General features: G+C 58.4%; 11 protein-coding genes. 3 read left to right on the forward strand and 8 right to left on the reverse strand.

The window, feature by feature from the left end; translation table 11 throughout:
• Window positions 1-188 precede the first annotated feature (188 nt).
• The 4 genes from MET49242_RS04425 to MET49242_RS04450 all read right to left on the reverse strand — a co-directional run bounded on the left by MET49242_RS04425 (window position 189) and on the right by MET49242_RS04450 (window position 4,973).
• On the reverse strand, window positions 189-662 hold the full coding sequence (locus tag MET49242_RS04425; protein ID WP_036286902.1) for a GNAT family N-acetyltransferase: 474 nt from the start codon (window positions 660-662) through the stop codon (window positions 189-191).
• 1,258 nt (window positions 663-1,920) lie between these two features.
• Window positions 1,921-2,430 carry a hypothetical protein gene (locus MET49242_RS25445; RefSeq protein WP_158497253.1) on the reverse strand — a complete coding sequence of 170 codons (510 nt, stop codon included), beginning with the start codon at window positions 2,428-2,430 and terminating at the stop codon, window positions 1,921-1,923.
• A protein-coding gene (locus tag MET49242_RS04440; RefSeq protein ID WP_371212538.1) for an IS3 family transposase occupies window positions 2,427-3,613 on the reverse strand; the annotation gives its coding sequence in 2 pieces (ribosomal slippage) (window positions 2,427-3,361 and window positions 3,361-3,613; 1,188 coding nt in all). The genes MET49242_RS25445 and MET49242_RS04440 overlap by 4 nt, the downstream gene beginning before the upstream one ends.
• Before the next feature lie 223 nt (window positions 3,614-3,836).
• Window positions 3,837-4,973, reverse strand: a complete 1,137-nt coding sequence (locus MET49242_RS04450) for a galactose oxidase-like domain-containing protein (RefSeq protein ID WP_158497254.1) — start codon at window positions 4,971-4,973, stop codon at window positions 3,837-3,839.
• A gap of 237 nt (window positions 4,974-5,210) precedes the next feature.
• Here MET49242_RS04450 and istA point away from each other — a divergent pair, with 237 nt between their 5' ends.
• Window positions 5,211-6,749: an IS21 family transposase gene (gene istA / locus MET49242_RS04455; protein WP_051133996.1), complete on the forward strand. Its 1,539-nt coding sequence runs from the start codon at window positions 5,211-5,213 to the stop codon at window positions 6,747-6,749.
• Complete coding sequence (istB, locus tag MET49242_RS04460; protein WP_036280977.1) at window positions 6,746-7,588, forward strand: IS21-like element helper ATPase IstB; 843 nt, start codon at window positions 6,746-6,748, stop codon at window positions 7,586-7,588. The genes istA and istB overlap by 4 nt, the downstream gene beginning before the upstream one ends.
• A gap of 378 nt (window positions 7,589-7,966) precedes the next feature.
• Here the strand turns inward: istB and MET49242_RS04465 are convergent, their stop codons facing one another.
• From MET49242_RS04465 to MET49242_RS26530, 4 genes are all read right to left on the reverse strand, one after another.
• Window positions 7,967-9,787, reverse strand: coding sequence for a calcium-binding protein (locus tag MET49242_RS04465; RefSeq protein WP_036280979.1), 1,821 nt, complete (start codon window positions 9,785-9,787; stop codon window positions 7,967-7,969).
• Between the two features lie 73 nt (window positions 9,788-9,860).
• On the reverse strand, window positions 9,861-12,422 hold the full coding sequence (locus MET49242_RS04470; protein WP_036280981.1) for a TonB-dependent receptor: 2,562 nt from the start codon (window positions 12,420-12,422) through the stop codon (window positions 9,861-9,863).
• 102 nt (window positions 12,423-12,524) lie between these two features.
• On the reverse strand, window positions 12,525-13,538 hold the full coding sequence (locus tag MET49242_RS04475) for an outer membrane protein (protein WP_036280983.1): 1,014 nt from the start codon (window positions 13,536-13,538) through the stop codon (window positions 12,525-12,527).
• A gap of 191 nt (window positions 13,539-13,729) precedes the next feature.
• Window positions 13,730-14,146: a DUF2946 family protein gene (locus MET49242_RS26530; protein ID WP_371212539.1), complete on the reverse strand. Its 417-nt coding sequence runs from the start codon at window positions 14,144-14,146 to the stop codon at window positions 13,730-13,732.
• 789 nt (window positions 14,147-14,935) lie between these two features.
• Between MET49242_RS26530 and MET49242_RS04485 the strand changes: the two genes are divergently transcribed.
• Window positions 14,936-17,089, forward strand: a complete 2,154-nt coding sequence (locus MET49242_RS04485) for a sulfatase-like hydrolase/transferase (protein ID WP_036286908.1) — start codon at window positions 14,936-14,938, stop codon at window positions 17,087-17,089.
• Window positions 17,090-17,150: the final 61 nt, after the last annotated feature.

Below are 17,150 nucleotides of genomic sequence, written 5' to 3' on the forward strand. Positions count from 1 at the left end.
CCTCAGCAAGTCATGCCGACGTGAATTTGCCGGGCCAGATCACAAGACGAAGCTCAAGGAGGAACATTTTCAGTAGATTATCAGCGGCTGAAAACGCGTCAGCAGCCGGGGCCCGTCAAGCGGGTTAACGTCGGCGCGTCAAGGGAGCGGCCGTTTCCCCGTGACACTGCGAGCAGTGTCACTGACAATTATAGCGCCTTGACCATGTAGCTCGCCCCGGGGCCATAAGAACCAAGTGTCGGTGACTTCCCGGCTACTTGAATCTCATCGAACCCGAAGCGTCGCCAAAGTGAACCGCTACCATAGATTGAGGTGAGCGCAATGAATGCAAGTCGGTTTCGCCTCGCGATGGTCGCCAAGTGTCCGACCAATGTATTTGCAGCGCCTCGGCCTCGCATATGAGGCAAAATCGCGATGTCATGCAGGTATAGACAATCGGGCGATTTTGGTAAGTCATTCAGGAAATTGTCGAGCGGCGGCGCGTCATAGAGCATCCAAGGATGCGAAATGGCGTAACCCGTCAGATTTCCGCCCCTCCCTAAGATGAAGCAGCCACTGGGGAAAAGCTTAAGCTTTTCCGCAAATACTTCGGGGCGCTCGCTCATATTGGGGTGAATGATTTTTGAAACCGAAACAATTCCTCGAAGATCACGCTCGGTCATCGAACTCCATACAGGCCCTTGTTTCATATCGCTTCGTGTCCTGCTGCGCCTCGGGATGTGCATTCTAAACATTCAAATATTGTGACTCCAGCGACGGCTAAACAAGCACCCCCGAAGCGTCGCTAACACATGCTGGTATTCGAAGTCATCTTTTCAAATCGCTGGGGAACATAAAGATATTCTGATGTCCGATTGTCTACGTCTAGACGACGGCTTAATACAGGTTAGAGCTGTTTACAAGCGCGTCAGATTTTTGCTTTACTCCTATCGGTAAGCGGCGCAAAAAATAGTGGTAATGGAAAGCAAAACTGCGCGAGGTTGCTTCATGGTTTGGGTTGCGAGCCATGAGGAGCAGATTGGATAGAGTATCCTTGGAGCCGTGACGAAAAGTGCGCAGAGGCCTTGAAGCGAGAGTGGTAGTGTCGGTTCATTAGGCTCATTCAAACTTTGTCGCGCTTCTTGTTTTGTTGGGCGCCGGGGGGAGAGTTCGCGCACGCTTTTCCTGAACGGTCTTTCGTGATGCCGAGACTCGTGATCATGTAATTGATTTGTGTGCGGCGTCATCAGTTTCCTGACGTCATCTCGTTAACTCAAGTGGGGGGCGCCATAATGTTTGGAAGCACATCTGCTTTGTCGCAATTATCTCTGTGCGTAATGGTGGCGCTTGTGCTTTGGTCATTCGGCGCTTCGGCGCAACAGCGTCGGCATTTTCGTGACGCATATGATAACATGATCGGTCAGAGACATGAGACGCCGATCACCGGAAGGAGCTATTATACCGACCAGCAAAGCAATATGGCGGGTCGATCAAATACCGACGCAGGCGTGAATCCGCGTGGCAACGTGAGGGTAAATCCACTTGGCTTCGGCGGCGTTAATCCTTTCGGGAGTTCGACGGAGCCAAACACGACAGAGTGAATAGTTTCGGCGCGGAGGCGCGGGAATCACGACGTGAACCGGGTCATCGTTCATGGACTTCAATTCTCCGGTATTCGGCTGATAGCCTTTCGGGCGCTTTTTGAAGGCCGAGAATGTGTGCTTCGTGAAATTCTCGGCCGGATATGGGAGGAAAGACATTCGGGCAATATTGACCGGGATTTAACGGAATCTGGCCAGCGGGTGATTCCGATTGTTGCCCCGACCCGGACGAGACTAATAAATGCTGACGTAGATTTGGTATGCGGCAGGTGAAGATTGGGAGGCGTCAATTAACCGCAAACGTTTGCTTATCGTCGCCCATGCGCCTTCCCCCAACACACTAAGGCTTCGGGAAGCTGTTGCAGACGGCGCGCGTTCGACAGACATAATGGACGTTGACGTCATCGTGAAAAGTCCGTTTGCGGCCAGTGAGGTTGACGTGCTGCCGGCAAGTGCGATCATTCTTGGGACGACAGAGAATCTCGGTTAAAAGAGCGGCGCGCTGAAGGATTTTTTTGATCGTTGCTATTATCCATGTCTTGAACGTTGCCAAGGCATGCCATACGCCTTGTATATCCGGGCCGGAAATGACGGGACGGGGACAAAAAGAAGCGTGGAAGCAATCACGACAGGTTTGCGGTGGCGTAAAGTGCAGGAACCGCTGATTTGCCGGGGTCCTTGGAGTGAGGATCTTGTTGCCGAATGCCACGCCTTGGGAGGATTGATGGCCTCGGGCCTGGATGCCGGAATATTCTAAACCAGTGATGTGAATCTGAAATTCGGGACAGGAAATGTAATCTGCTTTCTGGCTGATGCGCTTGTTGGATGTGACCTGCCCCTGAACTTTCATCCAGCGGCGGGTTGAGTCCTTCCGGTTGATACGCCCGAGGGCGCGAATGGAGCAACAGGCGATCGGCGGAGTTGGTCCGGGTTGCGCAGCCGATCGCCTGTTGCGGTGAGATTGGCCGCGAAGGCGGCGGGCGTCGCATAGCCGAGGGCCGAATGCGGGCGGCGGTGATTGTAGTCCTGGGCCCAGGCGCTGATCTTCTCCCGGGCATGGTCGAGCCCGAAGAACCGCGTCTCGTTCAGCAGTTCGTCGCGCATGCGCCGGTTGAAGCTCTCGCAGAAGCCGTTCTGCATCGGCTTGCCCGGCGCGATATAGCGCCACTCGATCCTGTTCTCGCTCGACCACGACAGCACGGCGTTCGAGGTGAACTCCGTGCCGTTGTCCGAAACGATCATGCCGGGCCTGCCGCGCCATGCGATCAGCGCCGACAGTTCCCGCGCCACGCGTTGGCCCGAGATGGATGTGTCGGGGATCGCCGCGAGGCATTCACGCGTCACGTCGTCGACGATGTTCAGGATGCGGAACCGGCGTCCGCAGGCGAACTGGTCATGCACGAAGTCCAAAGACCAACGCGCATTCGGCCGCGCCTCGACAGGAATGGGCGCCCGCGCGCCGACAGCCCTTCGGCGGGCGCGCCGCTTTCTCACCGTCAGCCCTTCCTCGCGATAGAGCCGGTAGATGCGGTTCTTGCCCGACGTCTCGCCCTCCTGCCGCAGCAGCACGAACAGCCGCCGATAGCCGAAGCGCCGGCGCTCGTTGGCGAGTTCCCGCAGCCGCTCCCGTAACGGCTTGTCGGTCGGCCGCTTCGAGATGTAGCGGACGGTCGCGCGATCGACGGCGACAATCTGGCAGGCCCGACGCTCCGACAGAGCCATGGCGGCTCGCAGATGCACAACGGCTGCGCGCTTGGCGGCGGGCCCTACCATTTTTTTGACAAAAGCTCCTTCAGCGCCGCGGCTTCCAGCATCTGATCGGCCAGAAGCTTCTTCAGCCGCGCATTCTCTTCTTCGAGCGCTTTCAACCGCTTGGCCTCGGAGACGTCCATGCCGCCATATTTGGCCTTCCAGTTGTAAAGCGTCGTCTCCGACACAGCATATTTGCGAGCCAGATCCGCCGCCTTCGCGCCCGCCTCGTGCTCCCGCAAAATCCCGATGATCTGCTCTTCCGTGAACCGCTTCTTCTTCATCTCGTCCGTCCCGATATGGCCGGACTCTAATCGCATCTGGTCGAGTTTCTCAGGGGCAGGTCAGATGCAAGGATTTCATCGGCGGACCTGATCCGGCGATTTGGCTTGGGCTGTCATTGCGCCGCTCGACGAAGGCGCGGATATGAACTTCGAACTTGCTCGTTGACGCATGGAAGCCGATAAATCAACGTCGTCCGTGGTCGTCTCGACGATGCCGATCGGCCTACCGGATGTTGATAACCTTCGCGACGCTTGGTGTACCGTCACTCTTCATCGCAAAGAGCATGTAGTTTCCTGACAGGACAAGGCCGCGATTGGCGGGAATGCGGAGCGTCGCGCTCGTAGCTGTCCGGCTGACGATCGTCAACGGTACGCGGCGCTGGTCAGTGTTCAGGGAGTGCGTCACGGAGGACATCCGAACGAGGCTGAGGGACGACACGCTGTTCCCGATACCGACCGTAATCGTCTCACCATGGGTCGCTGTCGCGGGCGCGGACGACAGGGTGGGGCGGTCGCGCGAAGCGCCGTCCGGATTCAAAAGATAGGGCGGTTTGAAAATCTGCGCGTCAGGATGGTTTGTCGTGCATTTTCCGCATTGCCCTCCGCCGCCAACAAGCACGCTGCCGTCGAGCAAGAGAAGAGCAAATGAATGATAATTACGCGGTGTATTCATCGGCGCGAGCGACGTGAAGTTTGCCGTCGTCGGATTCCAGATTTCGGGGATCAGCACCGAGTTAAAATCAGAGAAAAGGTTGCCACCGCTTTTTACGCCACCGAAAACCGCCACATCGCCGTTCGGCAGCACAACCGAGTTGGCGAAGGTGCGGGCATATTTCATCGAGCCAAGTTTCTTTACGTAAGGCGCGACGGCGGGACCCGGGGCCAGGTCGAGGATAAAGGCGTTGTTAGTCGGCGTTGGCTTATCGTAGCTTGGCGCGCCGCCGACGGTCAGAATTTTATTGATGTCGTAAGGAATGAAATTGCCATTCATCGCATCGCTGTCATCGCCTCGTAGCCCGGCATACACGACTGACCCGACGCCGGCTGTGTTGATCCAGTGCATTTTTCGCGACGGTCCGGCGTGGAAGACCCAGCCGTCGCGGGATCCAAAAAGCCACATATGGTTGTCTGCGCGATACGCGCCGGTCGGATCAGCGGTCATGAAATCGTCGGGCAGAACATTTGCAAGCACCGTCCATCTTCCGCCTGGCGTCAGAAGTTCGCCTTTCTTGTCTTCGTTGCCGCCGCTCCATGAGCCGCCCAAGGTAAAGACCTTGCCGCTGGAGGTGAGAGTCGAACTGGAATACCCACGCGGAATATTCAACTCGGGTCCGGACAACCACTGCCCGCGGCTATTCATCGCACTTGTGCGTGTCGCATTGGTGCCTCCAGTCATGACGAGCGAGCCGTCAGCAAGAAAATTTGTACCCTCGCAGAAATATTCGTGATTTGTGTTTGTTATGACCGTCTAATGAACAGCGGCGGCAAAGTGTGCCACTGAAGCGGCTTTGCGGGCTGCTGTGACGGCGGCGCAAAAGTGTACCGGTCCTGATAGGCCGAACTCGATGTCATCGACTGGCATGGAGAGGCCGAAAGGATGTTCACAGTGGAACTCTATGCCCGGGTGAGACGCGCGGTGATGGCGGAAGGGCTGAGCCGCCGGGAAGCGGCCAGGCGCTTCGGCGTGCACCGCAATACGATCACGAAGATGCTTCAATATTCGGTTCCGCCGGGGTATCGGCGTCGGGAGCGGCCGATCTCGAAGAAGCTGGGGCCGTATATGGCCTGGATCGACAAGGTCCTGGCGGATGATCGGCTTGTTCACGCCAAGCAGCGTCATACGGCACAGCGGATATTCGAACGGCTGCGGGACGAAGAAGGGTTTTCCGGCGGTTACACGATCGTCCGGGAATATGTCGCGCAGGCGCAGTTGCGGTCGCGCGAGATGTTTATTCCACTCAGCCATCGACCGGGGAATGCGCAGGCGGATTTTGGCGAGGCGGACGCCTATATCGCCGGCAGGAAGGTCCGCTTTCATTATTTTTGCATGGACCTGCCGCATTCGGACGGCTGCTTCGTCAAGGCCTATCCGGCGGAGACGGCGGAAGCCTTCTGCGACGGCCATGTCGCGGCCTTCGCCTTCTTTGGCGGCGTCCCCCAGTCCATTCTTTACGACAATACGCGTCTCGCGGTCGCCAGGATCGTGAAGGGTGGAGAGCGTCTGCGTTCGCAAATGTTTGCGGAACTCCAGAGCCATTACCTTTTTGCTGATCGCTTTGGCCGGCCCGGCAAGGGGAATGACAAGGGCAAGGTCGAGGGGCTTGTCGGCTATGTCCGGCGCAACTTCATGACGCCACTGCCCGTGGCGGAGAGTTTCGAGGCGCTGAACGCGAGGTTCCTGGACGCCTGCACGAAACGACGGCGGGCGATCCTGCGCGGCCAGTCGACGCCGATCGGCGAACGCATGCAGGCGGATATGGCGGCATTCCTGCCGGCGCCGCCGGCTCCCTATGACGCCTGTCACAAGGTCGCGACGCGCGTGTCGTCGATGGCGCTGGTGCGCTACCGCAACAACGATTACTCGGTCCCGACGCGCTTCGGCCATCGGGAGGCGCTGGCCAAGGGCTATGTCGATCGGGTCGAGATTGTCTGCGGCGGGGAGACCATCGCCGTGCATGCGCGCAGCTACGGCAAGGCCGAGTTCATCTACAACCCGCTGCATTATCTCGCCCTGCTCGAACACAAGAGCCGCGCGCTCGATCAGGCCGCGCCGCTCGACGACTGGCGGCTTGCCGACTGCGTGCATCGTCTGCGGCGGCTGATGGAGGCGCGCATGGGGAATGGCGGGCGCCGCGAGTTCATCCAGGTGCTGCGGCTGATGGAGGACTTTCATCAGCATCAGGTCGAACAGGCAGTCGCGGAGGCGCTGCGTCTTGGCGCGATCAGCTTTGACGCAGTGAAGATGCTGCTGCTGGCCAGGCTGGAGAACCGGCCCGCGCGGCTCGATCTGACATTCTACCCCTACCTGCCGGCGGCTACGGTCGGCGCGACGGATCCGCGCGCCTATCTCGGGCTCGTCGCCGGCGCGAGCGTCATCGCGGGCGTCATGGAGACGACCGCGGGAGGTCCGGCATGACCATCTCGCATGAGCCAGGTTCGCAGACGATCGTCGCGCCGCAGGTGCTGCTGGGTAATCATCTCAAGGCGCTGAAGCTTCCCACCTTCGCGCGCGAATATGAGAAGGTGGCGCTGGAGTCGGCGCAGGACCGCGCCGATTACCCGCGCTATCTGCTACGCCTGTGCGAACTGGAGCGCATTGATCGCGAGCGGCGCAATGTCGAGCGCCGCATCCGGCTGGCGCGCTTTACGCAGGTCAAAAGCCTCGACACATTTGACTTTACCGCCCAGCCTTCACTCAACAAGCCGCTCGTGCTGGAGCTGGCGCGGTGCGAATGGATCGAGAAGCGACAGAACTGCATCGCCCTTGGGCCAAGCGGAACGGGGAAGACCCACGTCGCGCTCGCCCTGGGGCTCGCCGCCTGCCAGAAGGGGTTCAGCGTCGCGTTCACGACCGCCGCGGCTCTTGTGCACGAACTGATGGAGGCGCGCGACGAGCGCCGCCTGCGCGCGCTGCAAAAGCATCTCAACACCGTCAAACTGCTGATCGTCGACGAGCTGGGCTATGCGCCGTTCACGGCGGTCGGCTCAGAGCTGCTCTTCGAGGTCTTCAGCCAGCGCTATGAACGCGGTGCGACGCTGGTGACCAGCAATCTGCCCTTTGATGAATGGACGTCGGTGTTTGGCTCCGAGCGTCTCACCGGCGCATTGCTCGACCGGCTCACCCATCATGTCCACATTCTGGAAATGAACGGCGAGAGCTATCGGCTGGCGACCGCAAAGAAAGCGCAACGGCGAAACCGCGATCTCCCCGACGCGCCCGCAATCGACAAAGGAGGCGCCGACACGACGAACTGATCGCCGTCGCGCGCGTTGAACCGCGCTGCGCTACGCTCCGCGCGCCTCAACGCCCGCGTCAACTAAACTACAAGGGCCGTGCGGCCCTTTTCTCGAAACCAGACCGGTACACTTTTACCCCGCCTTCATGCACATTTTGTCCCCGCCATTGACACATCACCTCTTCATTAGGGGAGGCTCATTTATCGGCCACCGGTCGTTGGTCGCTGATAACTTTGTGCTGTCTGCAATCGATTGATGTTAGCGTGCAGGGTTTGCGTGCAAGCCCACATCACCAAAGCCGTGTCATGATAGAAACAGATATAATCGAATAGACCGATGAAAAATTAGCGTGCAGGGATGAATGAAGCATTCCTGCACGCCAGGAGGGTGCCCGTCTCAATATATAAAATCAGTTGCAGGATTAAGGGTCGACACGCCAGTCAAGGCGATTTCGAAATCCGCTGTACGATTTCCATCCACGTCTCCAGACAGAATTCCCCCCGAGAAGCGAAGCTGGCCGGGTGTTCCACTAAATCCGCTTGCGCCGATATATGTGAAGCTTTGATCTCCCGGCTGAGAGGTGTTTGCGTCGACACGCCATAAGTCAATGCGGTCAACGCCCGAAGTGAAGTCCACTATCACGTCACGATTAGGGCCGACAGACATATCGGTCAACCGGGCGAAAACGAACGTGTCTCTCCCAAGCCCGCCTCGGACGATATCTTTGCCGGCGCCGCCTTCTATCACATTTGCCAAATTATTGCCCGTTAGAACGTCATTGAAGGGTGTCCCTACAATATTCTCAATCGCGGTCAAGGTGTCGACGCCCGCGCCCTGAGTGTTCTGTGCGCCAACTATCGACAGGTTCACAACTACTCTCGCGGTGGCGTGGAGATACGATACTGTGTCTATTCCCGCGCCGCCATTGATCGAATCATTTCCGGGTCCGCCTTCGATCACATTGGGGCCCCCATTACCGATCAGCGTGTCGTTGAACGACGATCCGATGAGGTTTTCGATTGAAGTCAATGTGTCGACCCCGGCTCCAATCGTATTCTGGGCGCCGGCGATTGAGAGATTCACAACGACTCGGGCGTTTGCGTGTTCGTATGACGCGGTGTCGAATCCAGCGCCGCCGTTTATGGAGTCATTACCGGGGCCGCCCTCGATTACGTTAGGGCCGTTATTGCCAATAAGCGTGTCATTGAATCTCGATCCTCTCAGATTTTCGATCTGCAGGAGAGTATCGGTCCCTGCGCCTATTGTATTCTGGGCGCTGGTAAGTGCGAGATTGACGACGACTCTGGAGGAGGCGTTTTCGTATGACGCCGTGTCAGAGCCAGCGGCGCCGTTTATGGAGTCGTTTCCGGGCCCGCCTTCAATGATGTTGGCGCCTGCGTTTCCGACAAGAGTATCGTTAAAAGCGGAGCCGATGAGGTTTTCGATCTGCAAGAGCGTGTCGATGCCCGCGCCAAGCGTGTTCTGAGGTCCCGCAAGGGCGAGGTTTACAGCCACTCGCGACCTTGCGCGCGTATAGGACGCGGTGTCGGATCCCGGTCCGCCGTCGATCCTGTTTTTCCCCGTCCGGCCTTCAATATTGTCGTCGCCGGCGCTGCCGGAAATTATATCATCCTGCGAAGTTCCGACAATATTGTTGTTACCCGTCGAGCCATTGATATGTATCGTATCGACGCCGCCGACTTCGCCCAATCCCGGATAAACATATGGCCCCCATACTGCGCCATAAGTGATGAGATCAGTTTTGAACACCCAGCCGGAAGCATTGAAGCTGGAGTTGCCCGGCGTCAGATTCACCGTGATGTCCTGATTGCCCCATGCGCCATAGATGGCGAGATTGTTCGACATAAGGCCAGGGCCAAATTGGGAAGATGAAAAAATTGCCTGACCAGGCATTTCCATCAGCATGTAATTGAAGGCGAGCACTTCGAGATTTCGGAGCGTGGCGGTCGAAAAATTGAAATTGTCCGCGGGAAAATCAATGCCGGTCATCGTCTTGGTGACCCAAAGCGTATCGACGCCGGCGTTGCCGTTATATGTGTCCCCCGGTATGAAGCTTCTACGATTGACGATTATGTTGTCGCCGCCGGGAGTTCCCAGAAGTGTGTCGGGAGCGGCGGTTGCGTAGAGATCAGCGGCGAGTGCTGAATTCGCCGAAATTGCGAGGGCTGTGGCGGAGAGAAAGGTAGAAAACTTCATGAGTTAGATCCTTCTCCAGAGTTTTTCAGCGACGTCGAGCGGTCCAACGTTCAGTCGCTTCTCGATTTGACGGTTAAAATTTTACGGTCAGGCCTGCGACGATGTTTCGTCCCATTCCGGCGACCGGGCTCGGTATGCTGAAGGGACTAAGACCGGTATTAGTCCAGGCCTTGTAGCCGGTGATGTAGAAGCCGCCCAACGCGGGGTAGTAGAGCGTGTTGGCGATGTTCTCGATTGCGAAATCAAGCCGCAGGTTCGACCACTCGTAACTCGACCGCAAATTGACGAGCGTATATGCCGGCGTGTGAAGTTCGTTGCGCTGGACAGATACATGGTTTTTGGCGCCGACAACGACAAGTTCAACACCGTTCGTCCATCCACCGAGCTTGTGCTCAATTCCAAGTCGCGTGTTGATGGGCATGATATTGTATAGGCCATCGCCCTTCTTCTGGGCGTCTGCGAGCAGGTAACACAACTGGTCCGCATAGACGGAGCCGATAGTCGGCGGATTGCCCGCGGCAAAGAAATTACAGTTGCGCGGGTCGCCCGTGTCCAGGTTTCGGCCGTAAGTGTAACTGGCGAGCGCTGTGCCGTAGAAGCGGCCGAAATCAGGATCTTCGAATATCTTCAGCCTTCCGGAGAAATCCACACCCCATATCAGGGCATTGTGGTTTCTGAATTGAAGCTCTTGAAACACGTAAGGACCGGGAGCCGCCGGCCCCGTGAAAGCGAAGCTGCCAACACGATTGGCGTCGATATAATTTTGAACAAAGCTGTAATAGGGCGCGATACGCGCCTCCCACTCATTCTTCGGGTCGCGCCAGGAGCCAGTAAGCGAAAAAGTATGCGCCACCTCCGGCACGAGATCGAGATTGCCAACGTAACCATTCGCGTCGCCGAACTGGTTGACCATGGCAGCGGTCATGGTGCCGACGCCCCAGGCGTATCGTTCATACAAATTCGGTGATCGCGTCTTGCGCGAATACCCGCCTTCGTACGTTGTATTTTCGTCGGGCTTGTAACGAACTTGCGCTGTCACGTCGAAGTTGACGTCGGTGCGTCGATGGCTGCGGGAGTTGAAAATCTGCGCAGCGACGGCGTCCGGATTCAGCATGATGCCGGGAATCCAGAAGTCGCCGATTTTCATGGGCATGAATGCAGGATTTCTTGGATCGTAGGCCGCCGCCTCTCCGGCGTTCGAAAAGACGAGATCATTTCGCACGCCGACGAGCGTTGACCACTGCGGCGTCCATTTCGCTTCCCACTCTGCGAAATGACTGAGCCGGTTACGTATGCCATTCCGGATGTTCCATTGCGTGAATGGCGTCATCATCTTCATCGTCATGTCGAAGATGGTCGGATCAGGCAGCATGAATGTCGTATTGTCGCGCGCTGTCATGATGCCGCCACCGGGAATTGGCTCCCACCAATCATTCAATCGGAAGCCGTGAAATTCGCTTCCGACGCGGACGAGATGATCTTCATTTACCGGGTGATCGAGCTTGACGGAGTAGCCATAATCGAGACCGTTCGTGGCCATCGGCATGTAGTCGGGCTGCTTGTCGTTGAGAAAGCCCATCGTGTGCGAAACATTGTGCCAATAGGCGCGCGCGTCGACGAAACCCCAGTCTCCTGTTCCCTGATACTTTGCTTCGACCTGATACCCGCGGTTGGCGGTCATATCCATGCGCTGATTGGCGAAGCCCTGGTAGGGAATATTCGTGATGGCGCCCCTGAGCGACAGAAGATGCCCGTCGTTCTGATAGGCGATCGTACCCTGGTGGTTTTCGGAAATGAAATTCGTCGAGAGAACCTTGGCGTCATTGCCGCCAGCGCGATAGTCGGTCGCCCGTGACCACGAGCCGTTGTATAGGAATGCGTAGTGGTCAGTCGCCGTATTGACGATGGCTGAAGCGCCAATGCCGGTGTTGTTCGAACGAAAGAAGCTCGACGTCTCGCCGGTCACGAGAACGTTGTTGTCGGGGCCGAGACGTAACTTGCCTGCCTCAAAAAGCTCTATGAACGGCTTTCTGGCGTCAGCGGGTTCGGGAGGCGCGGCGGTCGTCGTCGCCGCCGATCGGAAAACAGGCGACGGTGGTTCGACGATGATCGTTCCGCCGATCGAATCGCCGCCTTTGCTGACCGGAACAACGCCGGAATACACTTCGACTTTCCCGACCGTGTTGGCGTCGGAATAGGAGAGCGGCGGGTTCATGTGATTGGCGCATGCTGACGTGACAGCGACGCCGCTGGTCATAATCTTGATTCGATCATCCGCCATGCCATGGATGACGGGCAGTCGTGAAACGCCGCCAGCCTCATACATGCTGACGCCGGGCGTTCGCTCGAGGAGTTTCGTCGTGTCGGGCGACGTGGCGCGTTCGTCCGCGATTTCTGCGCGAGGCACGACCTCCGGTTCTCGCATCGGCTCGGGGGCGGGCGCCGGCTCCGGCGCAGGAGCCGCAACCGGAGCGGCTACAGGCGTCGCAACGCGCCGCTGTGGCGTTGTGGATGTCGCGTGCCTTGGGCGGTTGGCCGCAATGGTGATGTCGGGGAGGGCTTGCTGCGCCAAACCGGGCGTTGCACAGACGAGCGCGATGAGACTGGCGCTGCGAGCGATAGATACGCGGAACATGGTCTTTCCTCCGCCCAACGCGATAAGCAATTAATTCCGGCTCGCCACGATCCTCGAGCGGATTGCGGCGAGCCGGACATCCATCATCGTTTTTTCAGTCGATCAGTAAGTCGTTAGCCCGGGAGCCGCGCCCCAGTTGAAGTGGTAGTTGATACCCGCGCGGGCGATGACGCCGTCGTATCGCACACGTGTCGTGGGGAAGATCATCTGCGCATCCGGCACAGCTCTGCCCATATGAGCTGCGACGTTTGAAACGGCGGCCACTGCGCTGCCGTTGAGATTCATGGAGCCGAGATCATAGTAGAAGGCCTCGGCTTTCAGGCTCCAGTTCGGCATGAACATCCACTCGAAACCGCCGCCGGCGTTCCAGCCGACCAGCGTGCTCGAAGTGCGGCCCGAGCCGACCGCGATCTGGGAGTAGGGGGTCGTGATCATGCCGCCGTAACATGCGTCGGTCGGCGTGCCGCACCAGGCGGAGGTCGATGTATAATTGCCATTGGCCCAGGCGCCGCCATAGGTCAGACCGCCGGTGCCGAAAACGAGCAAGGTCGGCGTGACCAGATAGCCGACGCGACCGCGCACGGTGCCGAACCAGTCAAGGCCCGCCTGAATCGTGCCGCCGCCGACCGAGTTGCGGGTGCCGTGCGGCATGAGCATCATGCGGCCCATGGAATAGAGATCCTGACCGACGCCGGTGTAGCCGCCCGAGCCACGGATCGCCGAACCCTGCATGTCAGCTTCGACGCCGATGACAATGGTGGGGCTCCATTGATAATTGTAACCGATCTGCCCGCCGCCGATGAAGCCGTTCTGGTTGAGACTGGCGTTGCCGCTGTTGGCGGCCATCAGTCCGCCATAGCCGGCGACGAGGAGCGGAGGCCAGCCGGGCTGATTGAAATAGCTCGTGTAATACTGGTCATAGGCGTTGCCGACGGTCGTCGCGTTGGAGCTCAAACCGAAGCCGTAGCCGGCGTTGAGACCGGCGTAGAAGCCGGTCCACATGGGCGGCGCGACATAAACGGGCGGCGGAGCCTTGACGGAGGGGAGGTCGGCGGCGAAGGCCGATCCTGCCGAAACCGCCAGCAGAATGGCGGATAAGGTGGGGGCGAGTTTCATTCTCTTGCCTCTTTGCTTTCGTGCGGGTGGTGTTGATGACGGTATCGGAAGCCAAGGGTGCTTACGCCAGAACCGAACAAGGTTCATGGCAGTAGGCGCCTGTGGCGACAGATCTGAGAGTGACGGTTGAAGTCGCTAATCTGGCGGGAGTCCGCGGGACTCCCGGGCGAGATCGAACTCGCCCGCCTGGATCAGGCGTGAGGCGGCGCGGTTGACGACCAGCTGCTTTCCCAGCCCGACTGGCGCAGTCCCACTCGGCGCGGGAGGAAATAAGCGCGCGGCGCCCCGATTTGCGGCGGAGACGGAGCGATTATTTTCGCAAGGACTGCGAGAGGAATGAGCGACGCATCGTCATAAAGCGCTGCACAAAGCACGCAGCATTGAGAGAGATCATGCTGGTGGCCTGCGTGACCGTTGTGGTCGCCGGTATCGTCACAAATCGCAGTCGTGGAGGCAATTGACGCCGACCGCTCGCCGACGTCTGGCGTCATAGACCCGGACGAGTGGATTCCCGTCGCGCTGAGCACTTGGATAGCGAGCAGACACGCCAAAGCGCACGCGACGAGCGCGTGTTTTAGAAGCGTTCTATTTGCCCAAGAGCGAGTCATGACGATAAAATAAGTGCAGCACCGCTTAAAATGCAATGTCAACAAAGTTTTTGCCGATGATGTTCCGTTTGTTGTGACCCAAATGACACATGTTTGATTTTTATCATAAAGCGCAATGACGCCGAGCAATCTTGCTGGACGGCCGATTTGGCCGGAGCCGGCCGATGTCTCGTGATCGCGATCGATGTCATGAGATCGTCAGGCGGGGTTCGGTCGGGAACTTCGAAGAGAGGCCGTCGATGATCCTGGCCCGGCGCTTTGGCGGCCCGCATGAACCGGCGCGCCGCGAAGCGGGCGCTGCTCCGAATCCAAGAACCTCCGCGCAGGACGCCTCAACGACGAAGTTTTACGACTGGGTGGATGGAGGCGCACGCGCCGTTGGCAATGTTTGTATCGTCACATTCGGCGCCTGCAGGCTCCTGGAATGCATAACTAATTGCGCCATCAATAATGTAATTGTTGACTGGATGAAATGAAAATTTTTAGCGGGTTTGGATTCGTGCGGAAGCGATCTTGAAAAAGATCAATATCGTATATTTACTGCGCAATTATGTTAGCAGAGCTGAGCATTACAATAAGTAAAGATGGTTTGCGTGAGGCCGTCGACAAAGTGATACAGGCGGTGTGGGCGAATATTGGGCCGGCGTAATCCGCAAGGTTCAGAAATACTGAACAAGATAAATTATCGATCGTCGGCGTTGACGTTTGCGAGATGCAAAATGTCGCCAGTCGCATATGATGCCGAGGCGTCAGGCCATGCGTGGAAGAGGTGAGATCATGAGATGGGATATGCGTCGCTGGAAAGTCACCTCCATACCGATCGGCGTCGCTGCGCTTGCGCTCGCCTCAACATGCGCAGCAGCTCCTGCGCAGTTGCGCCGGCCAAACATACTTCTCATCCTCACGGATGACGCTGGCATAGATCAGATTCGCACTTTCGGTTACGGCGGCCGCACCGCGCCGCCCACTCCGAGCATTGATGCAATCGCCAATGCGGGCCTGCGGTTCAGAAACGCATGGACGATGCCCGCCTGCTCGACGGCCCGCGGCGTGCTGTACACCGGGCGCTATCCTTTCCGCACCAATTTATACGCCGCGCTCGGTCCCTCCGATCTCGCCAATTCCATGATCTCGCCATGGGAGATGACGCTTCCGAAGCTTATGAAGAAAGGCGGCTATACGAGTGGGCTGTTCGGGAAATTCCATATCGGTCTTCAGGGAAACAATCCCTTCAAACTTGCCATGCCGGGCGCGCTCGGTTGGGATTACTTTTCCGGATGGCTGGACGAAACCGGCGATCCGTCGTCGATCGATACGACCGCCGGCGGCGTGGGCGCTCCGGACCAATATCCATGGGGCTATGTGCCCGGTTCGAGGAACGGCGGCGCCGATCGCGGCGCCTGCTATGCGGGCGACGGAAGCTGCCAGCTTCTGAGCGCGCCATATGCCTCGAAGAATCCGCCCGGCCGCGTCTGTCGGGACGGCGGCGGCATTTTCACGCCCGGGCGGTCCTGCCAGCTGCGAACTCCGCCGAAAATCAACTTCGGCATATTGAGCGCTCACTATGTTTCTCCGCTCGTGATCAATCGCGGCGTGAGCGTCGAGCAGCCTCTGATCACGAACAGGCGGGCGCGAACCTATCGCAATGTCGAAGCGACCGACGCGGCTATCCGCTGGATCAAGCAGCAGCAGGCTGCTGGTGGGCCATGGATGGCAACGGTCTCGACCGCTACTGTCCACACGCCGATGCAAGCGCCCCCTGTGCCCCGTCTGCCCGCGAATTCGGTCGACACCAATGGGCTCGATCCCGACAACCCCGCAAGCCAGATCATCATCGCCAATCAGATGATCGAGGAAATGGACGCTGATATCGGCCGGCTTCTTGTGGAAACAGGACTTGCGCGCAGGAGCCCGAGCGGCTCGCTGATTTACGAGCCCGAAGCAACGGACACGGTGGTCGTCTATGTCAACGACAATGGCTCCCTCGGCTCTCAGGTGCGACTGCCCTTCGACGGAAGCCGCGCGAAAGGCACGCCCTATCAGACCGGCGTGTGGACGCAGCTGGTCGTCGCTGGCCCGCTCGTGAGCCAGCCGGGTCGCGCTGTGACAGCAATGGTCAATATTGCCGATCTGTATCAGTTGTTCGGCGAAATCGCCGGAATAGATGTGCGCAAGGTCGTGCCGCGCACGCTCGATTCCCGGCCCATGCTGCCCTATCTCCGTAACCCCGCCCAGGCGCCCATCCGCACCTCCAATTTCACGCTCGTCGGCCCGAACATACAGGCCAATGGCGCAATGAACGGCCCCTGTCAGTTTGCAAGCAGTTGCTCGCAGATTCCTGTGACCAAGAGCGTCTGCGAGGATAATGGCGGCGTCTGGTTCGGGCAGCGCGCGACCGGGACTTATCCCGTGTCGGGCGGCACGCCGATCCCAGCGAACGGCTTTACCTACTGTTGCCAGGTCCAGATCTGGCTGCATGACAACGGTTACACGCCGACCAAGATTAATCCGGAAACGGGCATGGCCATCCGGAATCGCATCGGCTACAAGCTCGTGCGCAACAGCCTGAAGGATTACAGCTCGGCCAGCAATTCATGCCTCGACACGACTACCGACGAGCTCTATGTCGTGAATGAGGCGGAGCCTGTGCCGTTGCTGGACCGGGAAGACAGGTTGATCCCCACGCCCTATACGCCCGTTCAGCAGCGCAACCATGACGCCTTGTCGAAGGAGCTGGACGCCCTGCTCGGATCACAGCCGTCGTGCCCGGGCGACGGCAATATCGATGGCGTCGTGAACCTGCAGGATGTTCACGACTACGGCGTCATGGTGCATCTGTCTCGCGGGAAATCGAGTTGGTACGACTTCAACGAGGACGGGCTGACCAATCCGGCCGATTTGGCGATCATTCAGAAGAATTACGGAAAGGTGTGCCGAAAGTAGAGGCGTGTGTGGAGCTGGCGTTCTGTAATCTTGCTAGCGATCTCGAGCGGTCTGCCTGCAG

The sequence above is a fragment of the Methylocystis sp. ATCC 49242 genome (genome assembly GCF_000188155.2).
Taxonomy (GTDB): Bacteria; Pseudomonadota; Alphaproteobacteria; order Rhizobiales; family Beijerinckiaceae; genus Methylocystis.

What these genes read in the sequence shown, in the direction of transcription:
- MET49242_RS04425 (WP_036286902.1), bottom strand. Translation starts at nt 662, where the DNA reads ATGACCGAGCGTGATCTTCGAGGAATTGTTTCGGTTTCAAAAATCATT.
- MET49242_RS25445 (WP_158497253.1), bottom strand. Translation starts at nt 2,430, where the DNA reads ATGAAAGTTCAGGGGCAGGTCACATCCAACAAGCGCATCAGCCAGAAA.
- MET49242_RS04450 (WP_158497254.1), bottom strand. Translation starts at nt 4,973, where the DNA reads ATGAATAGCCGCGGGCAGTGGTTGTCCGGACCCGAGTTGAATATTCCG.
- istA (WP_051133996.1), top strand. Translation starts at nt 5,211, where the DNA reads ATGTTCACAGTGGAACTCTATGCCCGGGTGAGACGCGCGGTGATGGCG.
- istB (WP_036280977.1), top strand. Translation starts at nt 6,746, where the DNA reads ATGACCATCTCGCATGAGCCAGGTTCGCAGACGATCGTCGCGCCGCAG.
- MET49242_RS04465 (WP_036280979.1), bottom strand. Translation starts at nt 9,787, where the DNA reads ATGAAGTTTTCTACCTTTCTCTCCGCCACAGCCCTCGCAATTTCGGCG.
- MET49242_RS04470 (WP_036280981.1), bottom strand. Translation starts at nt 12,422, where the DNA reads ATGTTCCGCGTATCTATCGCTCGCAGCGCCAGTCTCATCGCGCTCGTC.
- MET49242_RS04475 (WP_036280983.1), bottom strand. Translation starts at nt 13,538, where the DNA reads ATGAAACTCGCCCCCACCTTATCCGCCATTCTGCTGGCGGTTTCGGCA.
- MET49242_RS26530 (WP_371212539.1), bottom strand. Translation starts at nt 14,146, where the DNA reads ATGACTCGCTCTTGGGCAAATAGAACGCTTCTAAAACACGCGCTCGTC.
- MET49242_RS04485 (WP_036286908.1), top strand. Translation starts at nt 14,936, where the DNA reads ATGCGTCGCTGGAAAGTCACCTCCATACCGATCGGCGTCGCTGCGCTT.